Here is a 25801-nt window from a genome sequence, read left to right on the forward strand (position 1 = left end):
CGGGCGCGGATTCCCGCTGATCGCGTGCGCGGCGATCGCGGGCCGGTACGAATGCAGCAGGAACCTCGGGCCGCGCGGAGCGGCACGCGATCGATTTCTGGAGGGCCTGATGGCCACGAGCGAACGACCTGCCGACAAGGTCAACGTCGGCGACCCCGAGTTCTGGCGGGAGGGGCCGCCGGTCGAACTCTTCGCCAGGATGCGGGCGCAGTGCCCGGTGCACTGGTCCGGTCCGCCGGGGCCGCCGGACATGCCGGGCTTCTGGTCGGTGACCAAGGCAGGCGACATCGAGGCGGTCAGCCGGGACTGGAAGACCTACTCCTCGCAGCGCACCGGTATCGACAACCTCGACAACGAGGTGATCACCGCGTTGGACAACAAGACGTTCATCGCGATGGACCCGCCGCGGCACGACCGGTTCAAGACCCTGTTCCTGGAGCGGTTCACGCCGTCGCGGATCGCCGCCGACGAGCCGTGGATCCGCGGGATCGTCGACACGGTCTTCCGCCGCGTGGCGGGGCGCGAGACGATCGATCTGGTCGAGGACGTCGCGCAGCCGATCGTGTCGCGGGTCATCCACGGGATGTGCGGGATCCCGGAGGAAGAGGACGCCAAGTGGGCCGCCTACATGAATCGCTACATGGCTCGCGAAGACCCGGGGTACAACCCCGGCGGGCTCAGCGAGTACGTCGACGAGTTCGTTCCGTTCCTGGTCCGGGAAGCGACGAAGCTGATCGAGCCGCGCCGTCGCGCGGACGCCGCCCAAGGGGCGGGGGACGAGGACCTGATCAGCGTGATGGTCAACGGCGAGGTCGAGGGCGCGCCGTTGACCGACGAAGAGATCGCGATGACCATCCTCTTGGTGCTGTCCGCGGGCAACGACAGCACGAAGTCCACCTACGTCAGCGCGATGAAGGCGCTGATGGAGAACCCGGACCAGTTGCGGCTGCTGGTCGACGACCCGTCGCTGATCCCCGGTGCGGTGGAAGAAGCGCTGCGGATGTTCCCGCCGTTCACGAGTTTCTGCCGCACGGCGACGCGCGACGTCGAGCTGAGCGGACAGGTCGTGCGGGAGAACGAAAAGATCGCGATGTGGTACTCGTCGGGCAACCGGGACGAGAGCAGGTACGAGAATCCGGACGTGTTCGACGTGCGCCGCAATCCCGAGCATCAGGCGTTCGGCGGCGGTGGCAGACACTTCTGCCTCGGCGCGGCTCTGGCCCGGCTCGAACTGCGGCTGATGATCGAGGGCACCGTGAAGCGCTATCCGGGCATCCGGCTCGTCGGCGAAACCCCGATGGCGTCGTCGTTGACGCTCAATCAGTACACGGCGATGCCGGTCCGGCTCGCCTGACCGCCGGAGCCGGTTGCTTCGCCTGGCCCGTGCCGGTGGGTGCGGGCCAGGCGAAGCAGTCAGCGGTCGCCGTCTGAGTGCCGGGCGAACCAGCTCGCGATCTGCGTGCGGGTCGTGAAGCCCAGCTTGGCGAGGATCTTCTCCACGTGTCCTTCGGCGGTGCGCGGCGCGATCACCAGTTTGTCGGCGATCTGCTTGTTGGACATGCCTTCCGCGACCAGCACGGCGACTTGGCGTTCCCGCCGGGTGAGTGGGTTCGCCGCGGGGACCGGGGTCTCGCTGGCCGCGGGCTCCGGCAATGCGTAACGCAGCAGTTCGTCGACGCCGAGTTCGCTTCCTCGGCTGAAGGCAGCCTCATAGCAGCTGTCGCCGACGCTCGCGCGGGCCAGTGCCTCGTAGTGCGCGCGTTTGCCCCGCAGGTGACGGGAGCCGATCGTCCGCCAAATCTGATCCGTGCCGCCGAGGAGCACTCCGGCGCGTTCTGCTTCTCCCTTGGCCGCCGTGGCCCAGGCGAGCACTTCGAGCGTCAAAGCCAGTCCAAGCGTGTCCCGGAAGACCCGTTTGATGCGCAGCACTTCCAGCAGCTGCTCCGCGACCCGATGCGGGTTCTCCTTCTTGAGCAAGGAAATCAGCGCGCGCAGCCACATCGCGTAGGAAAGATTCCAGCGCTCGCCCTCGGCCCGGCAGCGCGCGAACAGGTCGTCGGCGAGTTCCTTGGCACGGTCGAATTCGTGCAGCAGCGCGTGCGTCGTCGCCAGCTCGACCACGACGGCGTCGCGGTACTGTGCGGCAAGGCCGGTTTCGGCGTATTGCCGGATCGCTTCGGCGAACAGCGGGATCGCGGACCGGATGTCGCCGTGCCCGAGGGAGCGCCGGAATCCGATCACGTGGTTGGCGAGCGTGAGGGCGGGCAGGTCGCGGAGTTCGAGCGCCATCGCCCGTGCCCGCTCCGGCATTTCGTGCAGCGCGGCGTCGTCTCCGCGGAAGGCCGCGATATAGGCGCGGTTCGCCAGGGCCCACGCGTGCTCGCGGGATGGTTCGGAAAGCTGGGCGAGGCCCCGGTCCAGCCACAGCCGAGCCTCGTCGAGATGTTCCGTCGCCGACCAGAACCACGGCTGGGCCGCGATCCGGAGGCCGGTCGCCACCTCTCCGGGGCGCGCCATCGAGTATTCGAGGGCCAGCCGGATGTCGGCGTGTTCGAGACGCAGGCGCACGGCCCAGTCGACCTGGCGCGGGCCCGCCCACTCGCGAGTCGCGGTGTCCACCAGGCGCGCGAACCAGTCCCGATGCCGGCGGGCCAGTGCCGGCCGTTCCCCGGACTCGGCAAGCCTGGCCTGTCCGTACTCGCGGATCGTTTCCAGCATCCGGAAGCGCACCTGCGCGCGATGCTCCTCCCGGACGAGGACGGACTTGTCGACCAGCCCCGCCACGGTGTCGAGAAGGGCAGGCGGCGGCAGCGCGTCGTCGCTGCACACCGCCTCGAGCGCGTCGATCGCGAACCCGCCCGCGAAAACCGACGCACGCCTCCACAGAAGCTGTTCGGCAGGCGTGCAGAGGTCGTGACTCCAGCCGATCAGCGCGCTGAGCGTCTGGTGCCGCTCCGGGACGCCGCGGGCGCTCTGCCGGAGAAGCAGGAAGCGGTCGGCGAGCCGGTCGGCCAGTTCCGGCAGGGTCAGCACCCGCAGCCGCGCGGCGGCGAGTTCGATCGCCAGCGGAATGCCTTCGAGCTGCTGGCACAGCCGGACCACCGCGGCTTGGTTGTCCTCGGTGATCGCGAATTCCGGGACGATCGCGGTCACGCGGTCCTGGAAGAGCGCGATCGCCGGGTAGTCCAGCACGGCGCCGGTTTCCGGCGGATGTTCCGGATCGGGCACGCGCAGCGGCGTCACGGGGCAGAGGTGTTCGCCGGCGACGCGCAGAGCGTGCCGGCTGGTCGCGAGGATCTTCAGGTCTGCCGCCGACCGCAGGAGACGGCCGGCGAGAACGGCCGCGGCGTCGACGAGGTGCTCGCAATTGTCCAGCACCAGCAGCATCCGGCGGTCGCGCACGCACCGTTCGAGCGCGACCACGGCGTCCGCTTTGGGCCGTTCCCGGACTCCCAGCGCGTCGAGCACGGCTTGGGGGAGCAGATCGGGTTCGGTGAGCGAGGCCAGTTCGACCAGGCAGACCCCGCCGGGGAACGCCCGCCGCATCTCTCCGGCGGCCCGAAGCGCCAGCCGGGTCTTGCCCACTCCGCCGATGCCGGTGAGGGTCACCAGCCGCGCGGACGAGAACAACTCCCGGATCACAGCCAGTTCTTCGCGCCTGCCGACGAAGCTCGAGACTTCGGCGGGCAAGGCCGGCTCCGGTTTCGCGGGCTGCGGAGTCACGCCCGTCCTCCTCTGTGCAACGCTGCACGAATACCGTGACGTCCCCGGCGCGCGGCGGGGCTACTCGAGGATCGCGGTCGCGTCGATCTCGAGCAGCCATTCGGGTTCCGACAGTCCGGTGACGCCGATCAGGGTCATCGCGGTCCGGCCCGCGCCTGCTTCCCGTGCCGCTTCGGCGAGGCCTTGGTAAAGGTCGTTGAGGCGGGACTCGGTCGGGTCGACCACGTAGATCATCAGCCGCACGATGTCGGCGGGCGTGCCGCCGCCGGCGGCGACGGCCGCGTAGACGTTCTCGGCGGCGCGCCGCGCCTGGGACCGGTAGTCGCTGCCGGCCAGCTTGCCGTCGGCGTCGATGCCCACCTGGCCCGAGGTGATCACGGTCCGGCTGCCGCTGGCGACGACGACCTGGGCGAACCCGTGCGGGCGGACGAGGGTGTCGGGATTGATCTTCTCGTGCGGCATGCGCGCACCTTGGCCTTTCGTCGGGGGGAAGTGCGGTTCCTGAGCGGAGCGGCGCCCGTCCGGGGGATCGGCGGTCAGGGCAGCAGGCCCAGGTGCTGTGCCCGGCTGGCCGCCCCGGCGCGATTGCGCACGCCCAATTTGCGGTAAACGGCACTGGTGTGTTGTTTGACCGTCCATCGGGACAGGCACAGCGCCTCCGCGACCTCGAGGTTGCTCAGCCCCATCGCGAGGTGCTGCAGGACGGACAGTTCTCGCTGCGACAGCTGTTCCGGCAGGGCCGAGGTCGTGTCCTTGGCGAACACCTGGGCACCGTCGGCGACGCGGCGGACGGTCGCCACGATTCCGGCGGCCGGCATGTGCTTCGGGAGCGCCGCGGCGGCGCCATGCAGCTGGGCCGAGGCCGCGGACATCCGGCCCTGACCGGACAGCAGGACGATCCGGAGGTGCGGCATCCGCTCTTTGAACGTGCGGCACAGCTCCATCGCGGAGTTGCCGCCGAGCGACGTGCTGACCAGCACCACCTGCGGGTTCTGCCGCCTGGCCACCTGCCAGGCCGCGTCCGCCGACCCCGCCGTGAGACAGGATTCCACCCACGGTTCGGCCGACAGCACCGCGCGCAGCCCGGCCAGCATCAGCTCGTTCTCGTCCACCACCAGCACCTGCTGGACCTGACAGCGCTCTTCGGGCGCCAACGCGCTGTCCGCGCCGACCCGATCGGCAGTGACCAAGGCCATGACAACACCTCCGCAGTTCGAAACCGGGTACAGACTCGCTGCGGGCTTCGCCGGGGGCACGCGGGAAACTACCCGCAGAGGTGCCTGTATGGGGGATCCGCGGTCTGGCTGGGACCGGAGAAGCGGACGTACGATCGCCCGATCGCACCCCATCCGAGCACGTAGGGACCCCATGGCAGCGAAGCCGAACACCGTGCCCGCCGATCTCACGACCTTCGTGGGACGCCGGCAGGAGGTCGCCGCGGTCCGGCAGCTGCTGACCGCGGCCCGGCTGGTGACGCTGACCGGGATCGGCGGGGTGGGGAAGACCCGGCTCGCGACGACCGTCGCCGCCGATGTGCGCCGGGCCTTCCCGGACGGGACGTGCCTGGTCGAGCTGGCGTCGCTGAAGGACCCCGCGCTGCTGCCGCACACGGTCGCGGACGCGCTGGGGATCAGCGAGCAGTCGACCCGCTCGGCGGCCGAAGTCGTGTGCGGCCACCTGCGGGAGCGCCGCATGCTCCTCGTCCTCGACAACTGCGAGCACCTCGTCGACGCCGCGGCGGAGCTGACCGACCAGGTGCTGCGGGCGGCTCCGCACGTCCGGGTGCTCGCGACCAGCCGGCAGGCCCTGCGGCTCGCCGGCGAGCACGTCTTCCCGGTTCCGCCGCTGCCAGTCCCCGAACCGGGCGAACCGATGGAACCGGGCACCGCGACCCGGTTTCCCGCGGTCGCGCTCTTCGCCGACCGGTCGGCCGCGGCCGTGCCCGGGTTCGAGCTGACCCCGGCCAACGAACAGGCCGTCGTGCGCTTGTGCCGCAGGCTGGAGGGCATCCCGCTGGCTATCGAGCTGGCGGCGGTGCGGTTGCGAGTGCTGACTGTCGACGACCTCGAACGCCGCCTCGACGACCGGTTCCAGCTGCTGCGGGAGGGCAATCGCAACGATCCGGAGCGGCACCGGACGCTGCAGTCGCTGGTGGACTGGAGTTACGAGCTGTGCACTCCGGGCGAGCAGGCGCTGTGGGCCCGCGCGTCCGTGTTCGCGGGCGGCTTCGACACCGGCGCGCTCGAGGCGGTCTGCGCCGACGAGGCAGTGCCCGCCGACGACGTCCTCGACACGGTCGCCGGACTGCTCGACAAGTCCGTCTTCATCCGGGAAGAGCGCGGCGGGCACGCCCGCTTCCGCATGCTCGAGACCCTTCGCGAATACGGCCAGGCCCGGCTCGCCGAAACCGGCGCCGAGCCTGAGGTACACCGACGGCATCGGGACTACTACTCCGAGCTGATGGAGCAGGCAGGCACGCAGTGGTACGGCCCTCGGCAACTGGAGTGGGCGGACCGGCTGCGCGACGAGCACGCCAACCTGCGCCGCGCGTTCGAGCACTGTCTCTCCGAACCGGCGGACGCGGGCCGCGCTCTGCGCATGGCCGGGATGGTGTGGTTCTGGCTGGCGATGGACCACATCACCGAAGGACGGCTGTGGCTGGAGCGAGTGCTGCCGCTCTGCCCCGAGCCGACGCGGGAGCGCGCCTGGGGCCTGGCGACCGCCTCCTATCTCGACAGCGCCCGGGGAGAAGAGGCGGGAGCGACCCGGTCCGCGCAGAGCGCGGTCGATCTCGCGGCAGCGCTCGACGATCCTGCCGCGCTCGCCTACGCCAAGCACGTCCTCGCGGCGACCCGATACCTGCACTCTGATCTGTCCGAGGCGATCGTCCTGTTCGAGCAATCTCTTGCCCAGTACGAGAAAGCGGACGTGGAGCCGCAGTACCCGGACCTCATGCGCACGGAGATGGCGAGCATGCTCGTCCTGTCCGGACAGCTGGACCAAGCCGCGAAAATGCTCGAAGAGCTGTTGGCCCGCGGCGAACAGACCGGGGAACAGTGGCAGCTCTCGTACGTGTTGTGGGTGCGCGGCCTGTCGACCGTGCTCGCCGGGAAACCGGAGCAGGCGGGAGCGGACTTCGCCGAGGCCCTTCGGACCAAGCGTTCGTTCCACGACACCCTCGGGCTCGCTCTCGCAGTCGACGCACTGGCCTGGGTCAGAGCGGCGGAGGGAGACGGCGACCGCTCGGCCGCGTTGTTCGGCGGCGCCGCTGCCTTGTGGGGGCCGCTCGGGTCTCCGTTGTTCGGATCGGTGCACCTGACCGAGCTCCACGAGACCTTCCTGCGGATGGCTCGAGAGCAGTTGGGGGAGAACGAATTCCAGGCCGCGTACGACCGCGGGCGCGCGATGCCTCCCGACGCCGTCTTCGCGCTGGCGTTGGGAGAACAGCCGCCTGCGTCCCAGACCGGGCGCAAGCAGCCCTCGGTGTTGACGAAGCGCGAGAGGGAGGTCGCCGGGTTGGTGGCGGACGGCCTGACGAACCGGGACATCGCGGCGCGGTTGGTCCTGTCGCCGCGAACCGTCGACGGCCATGTCGAGAAGGCGCTGACGAAACTGGGGTTCACGACGCGCACGCAGATCGCGAACTGGATCGCGCAGCAGCGCAAAGACGCGAGCTGACCGGGCGGAGGCGGAGCCGACCCCCGTACGGGCTGTCTTCGCCCCTGGTGCCGCGGACAGCGGCGAATCTCCTGCCATCGTGCGGACATGACTAACGCAGCGGATTCCTTGTCCTTACCGGATTTCGATCTCACCGGCCGCCGCGCTCTCGTCACTGGTGCCAGCCGCGGCATCGGGCGGGCGATCGCGGTGGGGTTCGCACGGCACGGCGCGCATGTGATCGGCGCGGCCCGCTCGGCGGAAAATCTGAAAGAGACCGCCGAACTGGCCGCGGACGCGCCGGGCAGCTTCGAACCCTACTCCGCCGATCTGCGTTCGCCGGAGGCGATCGAGACGTGTGTCGAGAACGCCGCGCGGACGCTGGGCGGCCTGGACATTCTCGTCAACAACGCGGGCGACGACCACGATTCGTCCATCGAGAAGACGGATTTGTCAGTGTGGCAAAGGATTCTCGAACTGAACCTGCAGTCGTGCTGGCTGCTCACCAAGGCGGCGTCGCCGTTCCTGAAGGACGGCGGCGGGAAGGTCATCAACATCGCGTCGGTGCTGGGGCTGATCGCGATGCGCAACGACAGCGCCTATATCGCGGCGAAGCACGGGCTGGTCGGCGTGACCCGCGCGATCGGACTGGAGTGGGCCCGCAAGGGCGTGCAGGTCAACGCGATCGCGCCGGGCTACGTCGAAACGGCGATGCTGCCGGATCTGGAAGCGAACGAGGACGTCGCGACTTACATCCGGCGCCAGGTCCCGATGGGGCGCTGGGCTCAGCCCGAAGAGTTCGTCGGGCCCGCGGTGTTCCTGGCTTCGTCCGCGTCCGCCTACATGACGGCGCAGGTCCTGGTTGTCGACGGCGGCGTGACCGTCCAGTAGGAGGGTATTCGGCACACCGCGGCGGGCCCGGCACGATCAGGTGCCGGGCCCGCCGCGGTGTTCGGTCAGCCGTGGCTGATGACGGTCCGGATCCCTTCGCCGCGCTTCATGTGCTCGAACGCCTCGTTGATGTCGTCGAGCGCGATGCGCCGGGTGATGAGCGACGCGAGGTCTAGCCGGCCCGACTGGGCCAGGCCGAGGATCCGCGGGAAGTCGACCGGCGGGTTCGCCGACCCGTAGTTGGACCCCACGATGCGCAGCTCCGTCAAGGCGACCATCGTCGGATCGGCTTCGAAGGCGACGCCCGAGGGCGGCATGCCCACCAGTACCGCGGTGCCCCGCGGGCCGAGCATGCCGATCGCCTGCTCGATCGTGGCTTTCAGCCCGATCGCCTCGAACGCGAAGTCGGCTCCGCGTCCGCCGGTCAACTCGGCGACGGCGGCGACCGGGTCGGTCTCGCGTGCCTTCACCACGTGCGTGGCGCCGAAGTGCTTGGCGGTCACGAGCTTGTCTTCGTGGACGTCGACCGCGATCACCATCCCGGCCGACTGGGCGACGCAGCCCAGGATGACCGACAGCCCGACTCCGCCGAGACCGATCACGACGGCGGTGTCGCCGGCGCGGATCCGCGCGGTCTTGGTCGCGGCGCCGAAGCCGGTCGTGACCGCGCATCCGACGACCGCGGCGACGTCCATCGGCGACCCTGCCGGAATCGGGACGGCACCGGTCTCCGGGACGACGGTGTACTCGCTGAACGAGCCGGTCCCCATGTAGGTGTAGATCTCCTGGGCACCTTTGCGCATCCGGGTCGTGCCGTCGACCATGACGTTGGAGCCCGTCGTCTCCATCATCCGCTCGCACAGATTCGGGCGGCCGGTCAGGCAGAACCGGCATCGCTCGCATCCCGGCGTCCAGGACAGCGACACCGGGTCGCCTGCCGCGTGCCGGGTCACCCCCGGACCGACCGCTTCGATCGTGCCCGCGCCTTCGTGGCCGAGCACGATCGGGACCTGCGGGGGCCAGCCGCCGTCGAGGGCGTGGAGATCGCTGTGGCAGACGCTGCTCGCGGCGAGCTTGACCATCACCTCGCCGGGTCCGGGCTCCGCGATCTCGATTTCCTCGACGGCCAGCGGCTCGTTGACGCCGTACATCACCGCGGCGCGGGTCGTGCGCCCTTCGAATCCCATCGGTTCCGTCCTCCTGTCACGCACGGGTGCGAATGAGCTTGCGGTTCGCGAATTCGTCCACTCCGAAACGGCCCAGTTCCCGGCCGAAGCCGGAACGCTTGATCCCGCCGAAGGGCACTTCCGGGCCTTCGCCGCCGAAGGTGTTGACCGAGACCATCCCGGCGTCGATCTGGCCGGCCACCCGCAGCGCCTGCTCCTCGTCGGCGCTGAACACGTACGCCCCGAGTCCGAACGGCGTGTCGTTCGCCACCGCGATCGCCTCTTCCTCGGAGGAGACCCGGTAAATGTGCGCGAACGGACCGAAGAACTCTTCGCGGGCGGCCTCGTTGCCGGGGTCGATGTCGACGAGCACAGTCGGTTCGACGAACGCGCCCTGCCGCTCGCCGCCGAGCGCGACGCGCGCCCCGCCTTCGACGGCTCGTTTGAGCTGGTCGGCCAAGGTTTGCGCAGCGCCCGCGGAAGAGACCGGGCCGAGCAGCGTGTCGGGCTTAGCCGGGTCGGACGGACGCAATTCCTTCAGCGCGGCAAGGAACTTCTCCAGGAACGGTTCGTACACCTCGTCGGCCAGGATGAACCGCTTGGCGCCGCAGCAGACTTGCCCGGCGTTCTCGTAGAATCGCGCCCACAGCGCGTATTCGACGGTCGCGTCTAGGTCTTCCGTGCTGAGCACGACGAACGGGTCCGAGCCGCCGAGTTCCAGGACGACCTTCTTCAGGTGCTGCCCGGCGACCCGCGCCACCGCCGATCCGGCCGCCTCGGACCCGGTGACCGACACGCCCTGCACCCGCGGATCGGCGATGACGTCCTCGATCTGCGCGCTGGTCGCGTAAAGCGCTTCGTACGCGCCTTCCGGGTAGCCCGCGTCAGCGAAGAGCCGGGCGATCTCCGCGGCCGACGCCGGGCACTGCGAGGCGTGCTTGAGCAGGATCGTGTTGCCGAGAAGCAGGTTCGGCGCGGCGAACCGAGCGACCTGGTAGTACGGGTAGTTCCACGGCATGATCCCGAGAACCGTCCCGATCGGATCGCGGCGGACGATCGCTCTGCCCGGTGTCTCCCGCAGTTCGAGTTGTTCGTCGGCGAGGAATTCCGCGGCTTTTTCCGAGTAGTACTGGAAGATGTCGGCACAGATGTCGACTTCGCCCAGCGCGGAGGTGATCGGCTTGCCCACCTCGCGCACGACGATCGCGGCGAGGTCTTGGCGCCGATCCCGGCACAGCTGCGCGACCCGGCCCAGCAATGCCGATCGTTCGGCGACGGGCGAAGACCTGCCCCACTTCCGGTACGCGGCGTCCGCGCGAACGATCCGGGCCCGCACCTCGTCGTCGGAATGAGTCGCGAACGTCGCTGCTGTCTCGCCGGTGCTCGGGTCGGTAACGGTGTACTTGCTCATCTGTCCCCTCGCTCGTCAGCTCGTCCGGCTGCCGCGCCATTAGAAGCACAGCGCCGCACCGCATCCGCGTCCTGACCGGCATTGAGCACCCGCACGGGGGAAGGCGTTCGCGCGTCGCGGCACTGCCCGGACGGGCGTACTTCGCGTGCGATGCGCGGTTTCCTGGTCCTCGAAACGGTTTGCTGGAACGCGGAAAAGCATTCGCTTCGACCTCAGGAGTTGACGTGCCTAGCGAAGAACCAGGTGACGGCAGGCGTCCGGTGGTGGTCATCGGCGCGGGCCTCGCCGGTCTGTGCTCCGCGCACCGGCTTTCCGCGGCGGGAGTACCGGTTGTGGTGCTCGAAGCACGCGACCGGATCGGTGGGCGGGCTTACACGGTCCGCGACGGATTCGCCGGTGGCCTGCAGTGCGATTTGGGCGGCGAACTCCTGTGGGGGCCGTCCGGGGCCGTCGCCAAGCTGTGCGCCGAAGTGGGCGTCGGCCTTTCGGAGCCGTTCCGGCTGAACCCGGGTCACATCGTTCTGGGCGGCAAGGCCCTTCGCGGCGAACGGTTCGCCGCGGTCGACCGGGAAATCCGGTCCGCAGTCGACGAGAATCCGCTGGCACCGCACGAACTGGTCAGCCAGTGGATCGGCAGCCTGGGTCTGTCGCCGGGCGCTGAGGCCGCATTGGTCGCCGTCTCCTACCTGGCACCCTCGCTCGCGGGGAAAGGTTCAGCCACCGTGCAGCGGGTGGTCGGCGGAGCGCAGGCGCTGCCGGGAGCGTTGGCCAGAGGGCTTGACGTACGGCTGAACTCGGCGGCGCGCGCGGTACGTCAGCGTCGCGGTCGCATCGAAGTCGAATTGGAGAACGGGGAGCGGCTGGCGGCTGAGCGAGTGATCGTGGCTGTACCGGGACCTCTTGCCGGAGCGTTGGGTTTCGACCCTCCGTTGCCAGCCAACATCGTGGCGGCGCTGTCGTCGCTGCAGAGCGCACGGGGAGGCAAGGTCGCCTGTCAGTACGCAGAGGGGGACGCGGTGCGCAAGGCGCTGACCCCGGCGGTAGTCTCGGACGGCCCGATCGCCGCTGCGTTCGTGAGTAATCCGCACCAGGCCGAGGGACCGGCGGTGGTCAGCGGCTTTGTCACTGGTCCCGAGCGGTTCGTCCTGGAAACCGAAGGCGCGGCGGCCGACGCGCTGGACGCGGTGGTGGAGGCGGCGGTCGGTGCGCCGGTCACGCGCCTGGCGACTCGGCAGCACAACTGGACGGCAGACCCGTACGCGCGCTCAGTCAGTGCTCACGCCGGTTTCGCCAGCCGCGCGGGCGATCTCGCCGCGCAGTTCGCCGTACCGCACCTTCGCGTGCATTTCAGCGGCGACTACACCGACGGCTGCCACCAAGGAAGTCTCGAAGGCGCGGCGCTGTCCGGCCTGCGTGCCGCGGACGAAGTGCTGCGTGCCTCGAAACGCTTGTCCCTGCAGGAAATCGAAGAAGGATTGGTGCGAGCATGACCACTGTCGTCGTCGGAGCCGGTCTCGCCGGGCTTGCGGCAGCGAGCAGGCTGCGGGCAGCCGGCGAGGAAGTCGTCGTCCTCGAAGCCACGTCCCGGGTCGGCGGGCGTACGCGCACGGAGCGGTTGCGCTACGGCCAGTCCGGCGACCTGGGCGGGTCGTTCATCGATCTCGGCCAGGACCGGATTCTGCGCGCGTGTGCCGACTTCGGGGTGAAGCTCACGCCGACGATTCGCCTGTTCGAGCCAGGACCGGACGGGCGAATCGATCTCGGCTCGGTTCTGGACAACACTGTGGTGGTCGAAGGGCGGCTGCTAGCGCCGGAGGAGCGCGCGAAGGCGGTCGACGAGGTGCGCGCGGCGCTCAGTGCCGTTCCGCCGGTGAGCACGGAGTCGGTCGCGTCGTGGACGGCTCGGTCCGGGTTGTCCCGGTTGGCCCGTCGGCTGGTGCGGGCGCAGACGGGGATGAATCCGGTGCACGAGCCGGAGGAGATTCCGATGTCCGCGATCCACCCGCCGCATTCCGGGAAGACGTGCTGGATGATCCCCGGCGGGGCCGATTCCCTCGCGACCGCGATGGCCGCCGGTCTGGACATCCGGTTCGGCCAGCCGGTGCGGTCGATCAGCCGGAACCGGTCCGAGACCGTCGTGACGACCTCGTCCGGCGAGTTCGCTTGCGACGACGTCATCGTGGCGACGCCGGTGACGCCGACGCGCGGCATCGGGTTCGACCCGGTGCTGCCGGAGTGGAAAGCCCAGGCATTGGCGGCGACGCCGATGTCCCAAGGCGGAAAGGTCGTCGGGCAGTACGCGGACGGGGACGCGCTTCGGCGGCGGCTGGGGGAAACGGTCACCAGCGACGGGCCGATCGCCTTCGCTTGGGCAGGGCCGATCGGCGAGCAGGACACCGTCGTCGTTTACGGTCTCGTCCCGGACCGGAACGACGGTTTCCTGCGGGATGAAGGACGCGCACTCGCCGCTCTCGACGACCTCGTCCGGGCGGCGACCGGCGCGGAGCCCGAACGGCTCGCGGGCGTGCTCCAGGACTGGACCCGGGAACGCTTCGCCGGAGGGGTGGTGTCGTGCCCGATGGCGGATTTCCCGCGGTTGCCCGCGCTGCTCGCCCGCGAGGTCGGCCAGGGGAGGATCCATTTCGCGGGCGAGCACACGGCGGAACACTGGGTGAGCAGCATGGACGGTGCGCTGCGCTCGGGCGACCGCGCCGCGGACGAGGTGCTGCTGCGGCGTTCCGTGGGTTCGGCGTTGTAGCACGGCAAAACCTGGACGGTGCCAAGGGAATCTCCGCAGCCGTTCGACCGGGCTGGGTGGCTTCTCCGCTTCCGCCGACGTCTGTGAGGGGAACCCTGACGGAATCAGATTCCCTCAGGGTTCCCCTCACAGACGTTCGCACCGGCCGGACCGCGCCCGGCACAGCTTCACGCACCGCGCTCGTGGGGCTGGCACGCGGGGACTTCAACGGGAGGGCCGCTCGGTGCGTCTCGTCGGCGGTGCTCCGCAGCGTCCTGACAAACACCGCTACCGCCCACCGCGCTACTCAGAAAACCTCAGCGTGCGCTCAGCCGCGCGCGGTCCGCAACATGTCGCTGAGCGCGACGAACTTCTTCCGCGGCCGGGCCTCGCCGGAGCCGCGCGTTTTCTCCGCCTCGTCGATCCGCTGCCAGCCGGCCTTGTCGACGACGTTGACACCGCGTGCGGCGAGCAGTTCCGCCAGCGCGGCCGGATCGTGTCCGGGCTCGGTCAGCCGGTCGGCGGCGAGGTCCTGGAGGATGCTGTCGACCGTTTCGGTCGCGTCGGTCTTGTTGGTGCCGATGATGCCGCGTGGACCGCGCTTGATCCAGCCTGAGCAGTACAGCCCGGGGACGTCCTCGCCGGAGGCGGGGTCCACGGCACGGCCCGCGTCGTGCGGGACGGTCGCGGTGACGGGGTCGAAGGGCAGGCCGTCGACCTCCAGCCCGCGGTATCCGATCGCGCGGAACACGGCCGCCGCGGAGATCGTTTCGACCTGGCCGTCGGTGCGCCGGAAGGTGATCGACTCCACCCGGTCGCTGCCTTCGATCGAAACCGGTTCCAGTCCGAAGCGCAGGCGGATCACGCGATCGGAGCGTCCCCCGGCCTCGTCCGCCGCGCGGAGCAGGATTTCGTGGCGACGGCCGTGATCGGGGGCAGCGGCGACTTCGCTGGGTTCCGCGAGCAGTGAAATGCCGTCGAGTTTCGACAGCGCGAGAAGCTCGCCGAGCGAGTACGCCGCGTGCTCGGGGCCTCGGCGGGCCACGATGTCGACTTCCCGGATGCCGGACCGGGAAAGAGCGTCCAGCGCGGCGTCGGAGATGTCGGTCTGCCGGAGCACGTCGGGGCTGAGGAGCAGGGTCCGTGCCACGTCGAGGGCCACGTTGCCGTTGCCGACGACGACCGCGCGGTTGCCGTCGGCGGAGAACGAGCGGTCCGCGAACTCAGGGTGGCCGTTGTACCAGGCCACGAAGTCCCGCGCGGACCAGACACCGTCGAGGTTTTCGCCCGGAACGCCGAGCGTGCGGTCGGCCGCGGCTCCGCCTGCCCAGATGACCGCGTGGTGGTGTTCGAGCAGTTCCGGCAGCGTGATGTCCCGTCCGACTTCGACGTTGAAATAGCAGGAGACGTTGCCGCGGCTCAGGTAGTCGCCGAAGCGGTCGGCGATCGACTTGGTGCGCGTGTGGTCGGGTGCGACGCCGGAGCGGATCAGGCCGAACGGTGTCGGGAGCCGCTCGAACACCGACACGCTGACGCCGGGGATCTCGCTCAGCAGTCCCGTCGCGTACATGCCCGCCGGTCCCGAGCCGACGACCGCGACCCGGAGGCTGTCGTGTCCCTCGGCGAGCACCCGGCGGGTGTAGCTGGGCACGTCTCCGCCGGACAGCGGGTGCGCTTCGAAGTACTCCGCGTTCAGGTCGGTGTAGTCGCTGTAGCCGTCCGGGACTTCGTAATCCGGGTAGATCGCCTCGACCGGGCAGGCGTCCATGCAGGCGCCGCAGTCGATGCACGCTTTCGGGTCGATGTACAGCTGCTCGGTGTGGGTGAAGTCGGGGTCGCCGGGGCGCGGGCGGATGCACTGCACCGGGCAGGTCGGGACGCAGGAGCCGTCGTTGCAGCATCCTTGGGTGATCACATATGCCATTGCGGGCTCCGTATCGGGGTCAGCGGGGGACGAGGTCGTTCCACGGCGTGCGGTTCCGGATGGCCTGCCGGTAGTGGGCGATGTCGCGGGGCGAGTTCACGCACAGCGCGCCGCACACGAGGCCGCGGCGGCCGAAAACGACCGAGATGCCGTTGGCGTCGAGTCGCCGGACAGCTGATGTGTCGGCGTCGGCGGTGATCCCGACGCTGTGGATCTTCGCGTCGAACTGATCGGACCAGAAGTACGGAACATGGGTGTAGGGCTCGTCCGAGCCGAGCAGGCTCAACGCGGCGTGCTGGCCCTGCTCCACCGCGTTGAGCCAGTGCTCGACGCGCATGTCGTGGCCGAAGAGCGGGTTGTGCCAGCGGGCGATGTCCCCGGCGGCGACCACGCCGGGCAGCGTGGTGCGCAGCCTCTCGTCGCAGACGATCCCGTCGTCGATCGAGATGTTGCTGCGGGCGAGCCAAGCCGTGGCCGGGGTGACCCCGACGCCCGCGACGACCACGTCGGCGGTGAGCCCGGTCCCGTCGGACAGCTCGATCTTGGTCTGGCCTCCGGACCGTTCCATCCGCTCGATGCGGCTGCCGCACCGCATCGACACGCCGTTGGCGGCGTGCAGTTCGGCGAACCAGCGACCGGTTTCCGCTCCGAGAACGCGGGCGAGCGGGGCGGCCTCGATCTCGATCACCGAGACGTCCAGCCCCAGTTCCCGTGCGGTGGCGGCGATCTCCAGGCCGATGAACCCCGCCCCGATGATCACGACGTGCCGTCCTGGACGGAGTTCTCCGTGCAGCGCTGCGGCGTCGGACAGGGTGCGCAGCGTGCGCACCGGCCCGGTCCGCGCGGACTGGCCCCAGGCCCGCACGGCAGAACCGGTCGCTACGACGAGACCGTCATAGCGCAGGCTGCTTCCGTCGGCGAGCGTGACCTGCCGGTCCGCCGCGGAAAGGCCCGCCGCGGGCTGTCCGAGCCGCAGAGTGATGCCGTGCTCTGGATACCATTCCGGCGATTGCAAGGCCGCGGGTGCAGCGCCGGGGCCGGTCTTCAACGCGTCTTTCGAGAGCGGCGGCCGGTCGTACGGCAGTTCCGGTTCAGCTCCGACGAGCGTGATCTCGCCGCCGAAGCCGTTCTTGCGCAACGTTTCGACGGCGTTGACCCCGGCTACCGAAGCGCCGACGACGACGATCCGGTCCATGTCAGCATTCCCGGAGTTCGAGCGCGGCGGCCGGGCACGCGCGGACCGCGGTTTCCGCTTCCGCGCGCCGGGCGTCGTCGATCTCGTCGACCAGCACGACGACCTTCCCGGTCGTCTCGTCGACGTCGCACAGATCAGGGGCTTCCATCAGACAGCAAGCAGTTCCCTTGCACGCGCCAGTGTCCGCGATAATTTTCAGTGTCATCGAGCGATCCTTCTCCGTCGAGGCTGCGTTGACTGTCGCGCGGAAAAGCCGGTCCGCCGACGTTCCGCCGGAAAGGACAGCCCGTGCGGGGGAGCGGCATCCGCCCGGCCGGGCGCAGTTCGGCCCGCCAAACCGCGAAATGCTGATCGGCACCGACACGATGAGGCGCACGACAGCGATTCCTGGAGGAGAGATGACGACATTCGCCGACCACACGGGCGGATTGCCGGCGCAAGGCCTTTTTCGTTGCACCACATCGGGATCGTCAGCGCGCGGAAACGCTACGGCGACGTGGTCGCCGCCATCGTCGATTGCCTCGGCGGCATTGTCGAGGAAGAGGGCGGGGACGAGGAACTCGACATTCAAGGCTCGTGGATCCGCGTGGGCTCCGGCACCCGGCTCGAGGTGTTCGCACCCCGCGGCCGGATCGAAAGCCCGATCACGAGGTACCTGGCCAGAACGGGTGGCGGCCTGCACCACGTTTCCTTTGAAACCACCGAGATCGGCGCGTGCAAAGCGCTGGCGGTCGCCGGCGGCGCCGCGGTCATCGGAGAGTCTGCAGACCACGACGGCTGGGCGGAGCATTTCCTCGACCCGGCGCAGACCGGTGGCGCGCTTCTGCACTGGATGCAAGCCGTCGATCAGCGCGCCGGCGAATCCGGGAACCAGTAGCGCGGCATCCCCCCTACGGGCACAGTATCGCCGCCGTAGCGCCCGCTGGCTCCGGATTCCTGCGAAGGTGACGCCCGTCCGATCATGAGCAAGCGCTTAGTTATCTGGAGATCCGATGCGTGAAGCCGTCATCGTCGCCACGGCCCGCTCGCCCATCGGCCGGGCCGGCAAGGGATCGCTGAAAGACCTGCGTCCCGACGATCTGGCCGCGACGATGGTGGCGGCCGCCCTGGCGAAGGTTCCCGGACTCGATCCGCGGGACATCGACGACCTGATGCTCGGTTGCGGCCAGCCCGCCGGGGAATCGGGCAACAACCTCGCCCGCGCCGTGGCCGTACTGGCCGGGATGGACCATCTGCCGGGCGTGACTGTGAACCGGTATTGCTCGAGCAGCCTGCAGACCACCCGGATGGCGTTGCACGCGATCCGCGCCGGCGAGGGCGACGTGTTCGTGTCCGCGGGGGTCGAGACCGTCAGCCGCTACGGCAACGGCATGGCGGACAACCCCGAGGGGCGCAACCCGGTGTTCGCGGATGCGCTGGCGCGCACGGAGAAGTTCGCCGAAGGGGGTCAGCGCTGGGCAGACCCCCGGGGCGACGGCAGCATGCCCGACATCTACATCGCGATGGGGCAGACCGCGGAGAACGTGGCCCAGCTGAAGGGCGTCACCCGAGCGGATCAGGACGCGTTCGCGGTGCGCAGCCAAAATCTGGCCGAGCAAGCCATCGCGAACGGCTTCTGGGCCAAGGACATCATTCCGGTGACCCTCGCGGACGGCACGGTCGTGAGCGCGGACGACGGCCCGCGCGCCGGGGTGACAATCGAGGGCGTCTCCGGGCTGAAACCGGTCTTCCGTCCGGACGGGACGGTCACCGCCGGAAACTGCTGTCCGCTCAACGACGGTGCCGCCGCGGTCGTGGTCATGTCCGATGAGAAAGCGAAGCAACTCGGTTTGACGCCGCTGGCTCGCATCGTGAGCACCGGAGTTTCCGGGCTGTCGCCGGAAATCATGGGTCTCGGTCCGGTCGAGGCGTCCCGCAAGGCGCTGGCGCTGGCCGGTCTGACCGTCCGCGACATCGACCTGGTCGAGATCAACGAGGCGTTCGCGGCGCAGGTGCTCCCTTCCGCGCGCGAGCTGGGGATCGACGAGGACAAGCTCAACGTCAACGGCGGTGCGATCGCGGTGGGACACCCGTTCGGCATGACCGGTGCGCGGATCACGAGCACCCTGATCAATTCCCTGCAGTGGCACGACAAGGAGTTCGGTTTGGAAACCATGTGCGTCGGCGGCGGCCAGGGCATGGCGATGGTGCTGGAGCGGTTGTCATGACGGGGCGTTTCGACGGCCGGACCGCGATCGTCACCGGCGCCAGCCGCGGGATCGGGCTGGGGATCGCCGAACGGCTGGTCGCTGACGGAGCGCGGGTCGTGATCACCGCCCGGAAACAGGAGACCCTCGACGAAGCGGTCGGGAAGCTGGGCGGCGCGGGGCACGCGCTCGGCGTGGCCGGGCGAGCCGACGACGCCGAGCACCAGGACGAGGTCATCCGGCAGGCTCTCGATACGTTCGGCAGCGTCGATTTCCTGGTGAACAACACCGGGATCAACCCGACTTACGGGCCGATGGCGGAGCTTGACCTCGGTGCCGCGCGCAAGATCGTCGAGGTCAACTGCATCGCCGCGGTGTCCTGGATCCAGAAAGCGTGTGCGGCCTGGATGAACGCGAACGGCGGCGCGATCGTCAACGTCTCGTCGGTGTCGAGCCTCCGCCCGGCCCGCAACATCGGCTTTTACGGTGCGACCAAAGCGATGCTGAACTCGATCACCGAGCTGCTCGCCCTTGAGCTGGGGCCGGGCATCCGGGTCAACGGCGTCGCCCCCGCGGTGGTGAAGACGCGGTTCGCGGCCGCTTTGTACGAAGGCCGCGAAGAGGAGACCAGCCAGGCGTACCCGCTCAAACGACTGGGCGTTCCCGAGGACGTCGGCGGGGTCGTCGCGTTCCTTCTTTCGTCCGACGCGGCCTGGATGACTGGTCAGACCGTCGTTGTCGACGGCGGCGGAACTCTGATGTCGATCGTCGAATGACCCTTACCTACCGGAGTGATCTCTCATGACTTCAGCTGACGCACCGCGCACCGCCATCGTGACGGGCGCCGCCCGGGGAATCGGGGCAGGCGTCGCGAAACGGCTCGCTGCCGACGGATTCGCGGTCGCGATCCTGGATCTCGACGAAGCCGCGTGCGCGAAGGTCGCCGACGAGGTGACGGGTGCCGGCGGCCGTGCCCTCGCCGTTGCCGTCGACGTGACCGACGAGGCGGCGGTGACCGCGGCTGTCGACCGGGTCGCGGCCGAACTCGGCGACCCGGCCGTCCTGGTGAACAACGCCGGAATCATCCGCGACAACCTGCTCTTCAAGATGAGCGCCGACGACTGGGACGCGGTCCTGAACGTCCACCTGCGCGGTTCGTTCCTGATGAGCCGTGCGGTCCAGGGGTTCATGACGAAGGCAGGCTGGGGCCGGATCGTCAACCTGTCCAGCACGTCCGCGCTCGGCAACCGGGGCCAGGCGAACTACTCGGCGGCGAAAGCGGGCATGCAGGGGTTCACCAAGACGCTCGCGATCGAACTCGGGAAGTTCGGCGTCACCGTCAACGCGATCGCGCCGGGCTTCATCGAAACCGAAATGACCGAGGCGACCGCCGCACGGATGGGCATGTCCTTCGAGGACTTCCGCAAGGCCGTCGTTGCCCAGATCCCCGTGAACCGCTCGGGGCTGCCCGCCGACATCGCCCACGCGGTCTCCTTCTTCGCCAGCGAAGGCGCGGGATTCGTATCGGGCCAAGTGCTGTACGTCGCCGGAGGGCCGACTTCATGAAGGTCTTCCACGGCATCGACGAACTCGAACGGGCCGTCGGCACGCACCTCGGCTACTCGAAGTGGCACACGGTGACCCAGCAGCAGATCGACCTGTTCGCCGATGCGACCGGTGACCATCAGTGGATCCACGTCGATCCGGCGCGCGCCGCCGACGGCCCGTTCGGCACGACGATCGCGCACGGCTACCTGACGTTGAGCCTGGTGCCGATGCTGCTCTGGCAGATCTACACCGTCGAGGGAGTTCAGGCCGCGGTCAACTACGGCGCGGACAAACTCCGCTTCCCGGCACCGGTCCCGGTCGGTTCCCGGGTCCGGGCCGGTGCGGAATTGCTCTCCGTCGCCGAGGGGCCCGGCGGGTGGAAACTGGTCGTCCGCGTGACCATCGAACGGGATTCAGGCGGAAAGCCCGCCTGTGTCGTCGAAACCGTCAGCGTGGTGACCCAGTGACGGAGCAGAGTCCGCCGGGCCTCGACCTGCACCGGCTCGGGCAATGGCTGCCGACCGCGGTCCCGGTAGCCGGGAGCGCGCTGTCCGCGACGCTGATCGCCGGCGGCAAATCCAACCTCACCTACGAGGTCAGTGACGGCACGAGCACGTGGATCGTGCGTCGCCCGCCGATCGGGCACGTGCTGGCCACCGCGCACGACATGGCGCGCGAGTACCGCGTGATGGCCGCGCTGCAGAACACCGACGTCCCGGTGCCGAAGACGTTCGCGCTGTGCGAAAACACCGAGGTGCTTGGCGCGCCGTTCTACGTCATGGAGCGAGTGGACGGCGTCCCGTACCGGGTCACCGCGGATGTCGCCGGGTTGACCTCGCAGCGGGTCCGCACGATCTCGGAAGCGCTCGTGGACACGCTCGGCGCACTGCACGCCGTTGACCCGGCAGCGGTCGGCCTCGCGGACTTCGGCCGTCCGGAAGGGTTCCTGGCGCGCCAAGCGAACCGGTGGAAGAAACAGATCGACGCTTCCCATACGCGCGACCTTCCGGCCGCCGACGAACTCCACGCGCGGCTCCTCGCCAGCGTTCCCCCGGAGTCCGCGGCCGGGATCGTGCACGGCGACTACCGCCTCGACAACGTCCTCATGGACAACCACGACCGCCCGGCCGCAGTGATCGACTGGGAGATGGCGACGCTCGGCGACCCGCTGACCGACCTGGCTCTCCTGGTCGTCTACGGCCGCCTCGCCGACACTGCCGGGAGCGATCTGATCGCGGATGTCTCGACCGCACCCGGTTTCCTCGGCGAGGACGAGATCATCGAACGGTACGCGCGCGGCAGCGAACGCGATCTCTCCGGGTTCGGCTGCTACCTGGCGCTGGCGTCTTTCAAACTCGCCGGAATCCTCGAAGGCATCCACTGCCGATACGTCCGGGGTGAGACCGTCGGAGACGGATTCGCCGGGATCGGCGACCTTGTCGTGCCGCTGCTGGAAAGCGGGCTGAAGGCCCTGAAGGAGCAACGCTGATGGAATTCGCCTTCGACGCTCGGACCGAGCGCCTGCGCACCGAACTGCTCGACTTCATGGACTCGCACGTATATCCGGCCGAAGCCGTTTTCGCCGAACAGCTGGCCGGGATGGGGGACCGCTGGGCGTGGGACTCCGCGCCTGTCCTCACCGAACTTCGCGCCGAGGCCCGGCGGCGCGAGCTGTGGAACCTGTTCCTCCCGGGCGAACACGGCGCCGGGCTCACCAACCTGCAGTACGCACCCCTGGCGGAGATCACCGGCCGCGCCCTGCACCTGGCTCCGGCCGCCCTCAACTGCGCGGCACCCGACACCGGCAACATGGAGGTGCTCGCCCAATTCGGCACCGAGGAACAGAAACAGGAGTGGCTGGCCCCGCTCCTGGACGGTCGCATCCGGTCGGCGTTCGCGATGACCGAACCGGACGTCGCTTCCTCGGACGCCACGAACATCGCCACCCGGATCGAACGGGACGGCGACGAGTACGTGCTCAACGGCCGGAAATGGTGGATCACCGGCGCGATGAACCCGAACTGCCGGATCTTCGTCGTGATGGGCAAGACGGATCCGGACGCCGACCGGCACCGGCAGCAGTCGATGATCCTCGTTCCCCGGGACGCCCCGGGCCTCGTCGTGGAACGGGGCATGGAGGTGTTCGGCTACGACGACCACGAACACGGCGGCCACGCCCAGCTGACCTTCACCGACGTCCGCGTCCCCGCCGCGAACCTGATCTCCGGCGAGGGCGACGGGTTCGCGATCGCGCAGGCCCGGCTCGGACCCGGCCGCATCCACCACTGCATGCGCTCGATCGGCGTCGCCGAACGGGCCGTCGAGCTGATGTGCGCTCGCGCCGAGGAACGGGTTGCGTTCGGCAAGCCGCTCGCGCAGCAAGGCATCATCCGGGACTGGATCGCTGAATCCCGGGTCAAGCTGGAACAGCTGCGGCTGCTCGTGCTCAAGACGGCCTGGCTGATGGACACCGTCGGGAACAAGGGCGCGCACTCCGAGATCCAGGCGATCAAAATCGCGACCCCGCGGACAGTGCAATGGATCCTCGACAAGGCGATCCAGCTGCACGGCGCCGGCGGGCTGTCGCAGGACTTCCCGCTGGCCGCCGCATACGCCGGGATCCGGACGCTCCGGTTCGCCGACGGGCCCGACGAGGTGCACAAGAACTCGCTCGCCCGCGCCGAAATCCGCAGGCAAGCCGAACAGAGAGGACAGCGATGACCCCCGACCAGCTCCGCGTACGGGTCGCACAGTTCCTGGCGTCCCACGACCCGGCCGCCACCGGCCCGCCGGAGTTCCTCCGGGCACGCTTCGACGCCGGTCTCGCCTGGGTCTCCTACCCCGAAGGCTGCGGCGGTCTCGGGCTCTCGCAGTCGCTGCAGCCGGACGTCGACCGGATGTTCGCTGAGGCGGGCGCGCCGACCAACCGCCCGGAAGCCAACGGAATCGGCCTCGGCATGGCGGCACCGACCATCGCGGCCTTCGGCACCGCCGAACAGAAAAACCGGTACCTGCGTCCACTGTGGACCGGCGAAGAGATCTGGTGCCAGCTGTTCAGCGAACCGGGCGCGGGCTCGGACCTGGCGAACGTCGCCACCCGCGCCGTCCGCGACGGCGAGGGCTGGGTCGTCAACGGGCAGAAAGTGTGGACGTCCGTCGCGCACCTGGCCCGGTTCGCGATCCTCCTCGCGCGCACCGACCCCGACGCGCCCAAGCACGCCGGCCTCACCTATTTCCTGTGCGACATGACCGCGCCCGGCGTGGAAGTCCGGCCGCTGCGCCAAATCACCGGAGAGGCCGAGTTCAACGAGGTCTTCCTCACCGACGTGCGGATCCCGGACAGCCAGCGGCTCGGCGCGATCGGCGAAGGATGGAAGGTCGCCAACGCGACGTTGAACAACGAGCGGGTCTCCATCGGCAAGTCCTCCGAACGGGAGGCCGGCATGATCGGCGTCGTCGCGCGGACCTGGCGTGACCACCCGGAACGACGGACCCCGGAACTGCACGAACGCCTGCTGCGACTGTGGGTCGAAGCCGAGGTCGCGCGCCTGACCGGGACCAGGCTGCGGCAGAAACTCGCCCAGGGCCAGCCCGGCCCCGAAGGCTCGACGATGAAGCTGACCTTCGCGCGCCTGAGCCAGCAACTGTCCGGATTGGAACTGGAAATCCTCGGCGAGGACGGCCTGCGCTTCTCCGACTGGACCATGACCCGCCCCGAAGTCGTGGCCTTCACCGGCCGCGACGCCGGATACCGCTACCTGCGGGCGAAGGGCAACTCCATCGAAGGCGGCACCTCGGAGATCCTGCGGAACATCGTCGCCGAGCGCGTGCTGGGCCTGCCCGCCGAACCCCGCGCGGACAAAAACGTGCCGTGGAAGGACATTCCCCGATGAACGAATTCGACCTGCTCCCGAACGAACTCGAGCAGGACCTGCGGGCGACCGTGCGGGACCTGCTGCGGGACCGGTGCTCCCCGGCGGAAGCGACCGCCCTGTACGACGGCGACCGTTCGCTCGTCCCGGGCCTGTGGAAGGCACTGGCCGGAGACCTGGGTCTGGCCGGTCTGCTGATCAGCGAGAAACACGGCGGCCACGGCGCGTCGGCCCGCGAAGCAGCGGTAGTCCTGGAAGAACTGGGCCGAGCAGTCGCGCCGGTCCCGTTTCTCACCAGTTCAGTCATCGCCACCACCGCGCTCGCCGACAGCGATGCGGCCCTCCTCGGGGACCTGGCAGCAGGCACCCGCACCGCGGCGCTGCTCGTGCCCTGGTCAACCGCACCCGACGCCGACCTGCCGGTGCTCAGCCTGGACGGGGACCGGATCACCGGCACGGTCACCAGCGTCGCCGGAGCGCTCGATGCGGACGTGTTCCTGGCAATCGCCGACGGACCTGCGCTGTACGAGGTCGCCGCCACCGACGCGTCAGTGACACCGGTCGTCTCCCTCGACATGTCCCGTCAACTCGCCGACATCCGCCTCGATTCTGCTCCCGCCCGCCTCGCCGCCACCGACTGCTCCCATCCGGTCCGGCACGCCTTGGAGTACGGCGCCGGACTGCTAGCCGCCGAGCAGGTCGGCTTGGCCCGCTGGTGCCTGGAGACGACCGTCGAGTACCTCAAAATGCGCCGCCAGTTCGGTCGCGTAGTCGGAGGGTTCCAAGCGGTCAAACACCGCCTCGCCGACCTGTACACCAGCGTCGAATCCGCTGCCGCAGCAGCCCAATACGCCGCGGTCGCACTCGCGACCGACGACCCGGACGCGCCGGTCGCGGCAGTCGTCGCGCAGGCCTACTGCGGCGACGCCGCGGTGGTGGCCGCGGAGGAAGCCGTGCAACTGCACGGCGGCATCGGGATGACTTGGGAACATCCGGCGCATCTCTATCTCAAACGCGCCAAGTCCGACCAGATCGCTCTCGGAACCTCTGGTGCCCACCGCTCCCGGCTTTCGGCGCTGGTCGACCTTCCTGCTTGATCAGAAAAGGCCTCGGAGCGGCATACGAGCCTCGGGGTCCCGTTCGGGCTCCTGCCCGGCGCGCAAGCGGTGCGGTTGCCCGCTGCTGAGGGTAGTCAATCCCCGCCGTTCCTTGCGATCGACGGCGAAGGATTTCAACGGTTGCTGCGGCGCGCATCCTCGACATGTCGGTGGTCTCTGTGGATGGAGGCGTCATGGCGAAGCGATCCGGTGGGCGGGTATTCAAGAGGTGCGGGTGCGTCAATCCGGCTGATGGCCGTCGGTGGGTTCGCGTTGTCCGCGGCTGGGCGAGCGTGGTCACGGCCGGTGGTATTTCGCGGTCGAGTCGGCGGCCGGCCCAGACGGTGGTCGTCGTCGGGTGCAGCGCGGCGGGTTCGCCTCGCGCGTCGCCGCG

General features: G+C 69.4%; 22 protein-coding genes. 14 read left to right on the forward strand and 8 right to left on the reverse strand.

The window, feature by feature from the left end:
* The first annotated feature begins 109 nt into the window (after positions 1-109).
* The gene (locus tag FKO37_RS15970) at positions 110-1354 is read left to right on the forward strand and encodes a cytochrome P450 (RefSeq protein ID WP_238604861.1); all 1245 of its coding nucleotides are present in this window, start codon (positions 110-112) and stop codon (positions 1352-1354) included.
* A 59-nt stretch (positions 1355-1413) separates the two neighbouring features.
* Here the strand turns inward: FKO37_RS15970 and FKO37_RS15975 are convergent, their stop codons facing one another.
* The 3 genes from FKO37_RS15975 to FKO37_RS15985 form a co-directional block, all read right to left on the reverse strand.
* Positions 1414-3723, reverse strand: coding sequence for a LuxR C-terminal-related transcriptional regulator (locus FKO37_RS15975; RefSeq protein WP_238604862.1), 2310 nt, complete (start codon positions 3721-3723; stop codon positions 1414-1416).
* Positions 3724-3783: 60 nt separating this feature from the next.
* Positions 3784-4185: a RidA family protein gene (locus FKO37_RS15980; protein ID WP_238604863.1), complete on the reverse strand. Its 402-nt coding sequence runs from the start codon at positions 4183-4185 to the stop codon at positions 3784-3786.
* A 74-nt stretch (positions 4186-4259) separates the two neighbouring features.
* Positions 4260-4919, reverse strand: coding sequence for a response regulator transcription factor (locus FKO37_RS15985; protein WP_238604864.1), 660 nt, complete (start codon positions 4917-4919; stop codon positions 4260-4262).
* Positions 4920-5091: 172 nt separating this feature from the next.
* On the opposite strand from FKO37_RS15985, the gene FKO37_RS15990 reads away from it, so the two are divergent.
* Complete coding sequence (locus FKO37_RS15990; protein WP_238604865.1) at positions 5092-7401, forward strand: LuxR C-terminal-related transcriptional regulator; 2310 nt, start codon at positions 5092-5094, stop codon at positions 7399-7401.
* Positions 7402-7488: 87 nt separating this feature from the next.
* Positions 7489-8271 (forward strand): SDR family NAD(P)-dependent oxidoreductase, encoded by a 783-nt coding sequence (locus FKO37_RS15995; RefSeq protein WP_238604866.1) that lies wholly within the window; start codon positions 7489-7491, stop codon positions 8269-8271.
* A gap of 65 nt (positions 8272-8336) precedes the next feature.
* On the opposite strand, the gene FKO37_RS16000 is transcribed toward FKO37_RS15995, so the two are convergent.
* The gene (locus tag FKO37_RS16000; protein WP_238604867.1) at positions 8337-9458 is read right to left on the reverse strand and encodes a Zn-dependent alcohol dehydrogenase; all 1122 of its coding nucleotides are present in this window, start codon (positions 9456-9458) and stop codon (positions 8337-8339) included.
* 16 nt (positions 9459-9474) lie between these two features.
* The gene (locus FKO37_RS16005; RefSeq protein WP_238604868.1) at positions 9475-10848 is read right to left on the reverse strand and encodes an NAD-dependent succinate-semialdehyde dehydrogenase; all 1374 of its coding nucleotides are present in this window, start codon (positions 10846-10848) and stop codon (positions 9475-9477) included.
* A 224-nt stretch (positions 10849-11072) separates the two neighbouring features.
* On the opposite strand from FKO37_RS16005, the gene FKO37_RS16010 reads away from it, so the two are divergent.
* On the forward strand, positions 11073-12338 hold the full coding sequence (locus tag FKO37_RS16010) for an FAD-dependent oxidoreductase (protein ID WP_238604869.1): 1266 nt from the start codon (positions 11073-11075) through the stop codon (positions 12336-12338).
* Positions 12335-13606 carry an NAD(P)/FAD-dependent oxidoreductase gene (locus tag FKO37_RS16015; protein ID WP_238604870.1) on the forward strand — a complete coding sequence of 424 codons (1272 nt, stop codon included), beginning with the start codon at positions 12335-12337 and terminating at the stop codon, positions 13604-13606. The genes FKO37_RS16010 and FKO37_RS16015 overlap by 4 nt, the downstream gene beginning before the upstream one ends.
* A 307-nt stretch (positions 13607-13913) precedes the next feature.
* Here the strand turns inward: FKO37_RS16015 and FKO37_RS16020 are convergent, their stop codons facing one another.
* From FKO37_RS16020 to FKO37_RS16030, 3 genes are read right to left on the reverse strand one after another with little or no spacing between them, the layout of a single operon-like run.
* Positions 13914-15509, reverse strand: coding sequence for an FAD-dependent oxidoreductase (locus tag FKO37_RS16020; protein WP_238604871.1), 1596 nt, complete (start codon positions 15507-15509; stop codon positions 13914-13916).
* A 19-nt stretch (positions 15510-15528) separates the two neighbouring features.
* Positions 15529-16704, reverse strand: coding sequence for an NAD(P)/FAD-dependent oxidoreductase (locus tag FKO37_RS16025; protein ID WP_238604872.1), 1176 nt, complete (start codon positions 16702-16704; stop codon positions 15529-15531).
* 1 nt (position 16705) lies between these two features.
* The gene (locus FKO37_RS16030) at positions 16706-16909 is read right to left on the reverse strand and encodes a ferredoxin (RefSeq protein ID WP_238604873.1); all 204 of its coding nucleotides are present in this window, start codon (positions 16907-16909) and stop codon (positions 16706-16708) included.
* A 246-nt stretch (positions 16910-17155) separates the two neighbouring features.
* Between FKO37_RS16030 and FKO37_RS16035 the strand changes: the two genes are divergently transcribed.
* From FKO37_RS16035 to FKO37_RS16075, 9 genes are all read left to right on the forward strand, one after another.
* Positions 17156-17581 carry a VOC family protein gene (locus FKO37_RS16035; protein ID WP_238604874.1) on the forward strand — a complete coding sequence of 142 codons (426 nt, stop codon included), beginning with the start codon at positions 17156-17158 and terminating at the stop codon, positions 17579-17581.
* A 115-nt stretch (positions 17582-17696) separates the two neighbouring features.
* Positions 17697-18911 carry an acetyl-CoA C-acetyltransferase gene (locus FKO37_RS16040; RefSeq protein WP_238604875.1) on the forward strand — a complete coding sequence of 405 codons (1215 nt, stop codon included), beginning with the start codon at positions 17697-17699 and terminating at the stop codon, positions 18909-18911.
* Positions 18908-19666 (forward strand): SDR family oxidoreductase, encoded by a 759-nt coding sequence (locus tag FKO37_RS16045; protein ID WP_238604876.1) that lies wholly within the window; start codon positions 18908-18910, stop codon positions 19664-19666. Before FKO37_RS16040 ends, FKO37_RS16045 begins: the two co-directional genes overlap by 4 nt.
* Positions 19667-19691: 25 nt before the next feature.
* On the forward strand, positions 19692-20456 hold the full coding sequence (gene fabG, locus FKO37_RS16050; protein WP_238604877.1) for a 3-oxoacyl-ACP reductase FabG: 765 nt from the start codon (positions 19692-19694) through the stop codon (positions 20454-20456).
* Positions 20453-20905, forward strand: coding sequence for a MaoC family dehydratase (locus tag FKO37_RS16055; protein WP_238604878.1), 453 nt, complete (start codon positions 20453-20455; stop codon positions 20903-20905). The genes fabG and FKO37_RS16055 overlap by 4 nt, the downstream gene beginning before the upstream one ends.
* The gene (locus tag FKO37_RS16060) at positions 20902-21927 is read left to right on the forward strand and encodes a phosphotransferase (protein WP_238604879.1); all 1026 of its coding nucleotides are present in this window, start codon (positions 20902-20904) and stop codon (positions 21925-21927) included. The genes FKO37_RS16055 and FKO37_RS16060 overlap by 4 nt, the downstream gene beginning before the upstream one ends.
* Entirely contained in the window at positions 21927-23159 is a 1233-nt protein-coding gene (locus FKO37_RS16065; protein ID WP_238604880.1) for an acyl-CoA dehydrogenase family protein, read from the forward strand. The genes FKO37_RS16060 and FKO37_RS16065 overlap by 1 nt, the downstream gene beginning before the upstream one ends.
* Positions 23156-24331, forward strand: a complete 1176-nt coding sequence (locus FKO37_RS16070) for an acyl-CoA dehydrogenase family protein (protein ID WP_238604881.1) — start codon at positions 23156-23158, stop codon at positions 24329-24331. The genes FKO37_RS16065 and FKO37_RS16070 overlap by 4 nt, the downstream gene beginning before the upstream one ends.
* A complete protein-coding gene (locus FKO37_RS16075) occupies positions 24328-25407 on the forward strand; it encodes an acyl-CoA dehydrogenase family protein (protein ID WP_238604882.1) in 1080 nt (359 codons plus the stop codon). Before FKO37_RS16070 ends, FKO37_RS16075 begins: the two co-directional genes overlap by 4 nt.
* Positions 25408-25801: the final 394 nt, after the last annotated feature.

Origin of the sequence: Amycolatopsis sp. Poz14 (genome assembly GCF_006704225.1) — a bacterium.
Lineage (GTDB): Bacteria > Actinomycetota > Actinomycetes > Mycobacteriales > Pseudonocardiaceae > Amycolatopsis > Amycolatopsis nivea.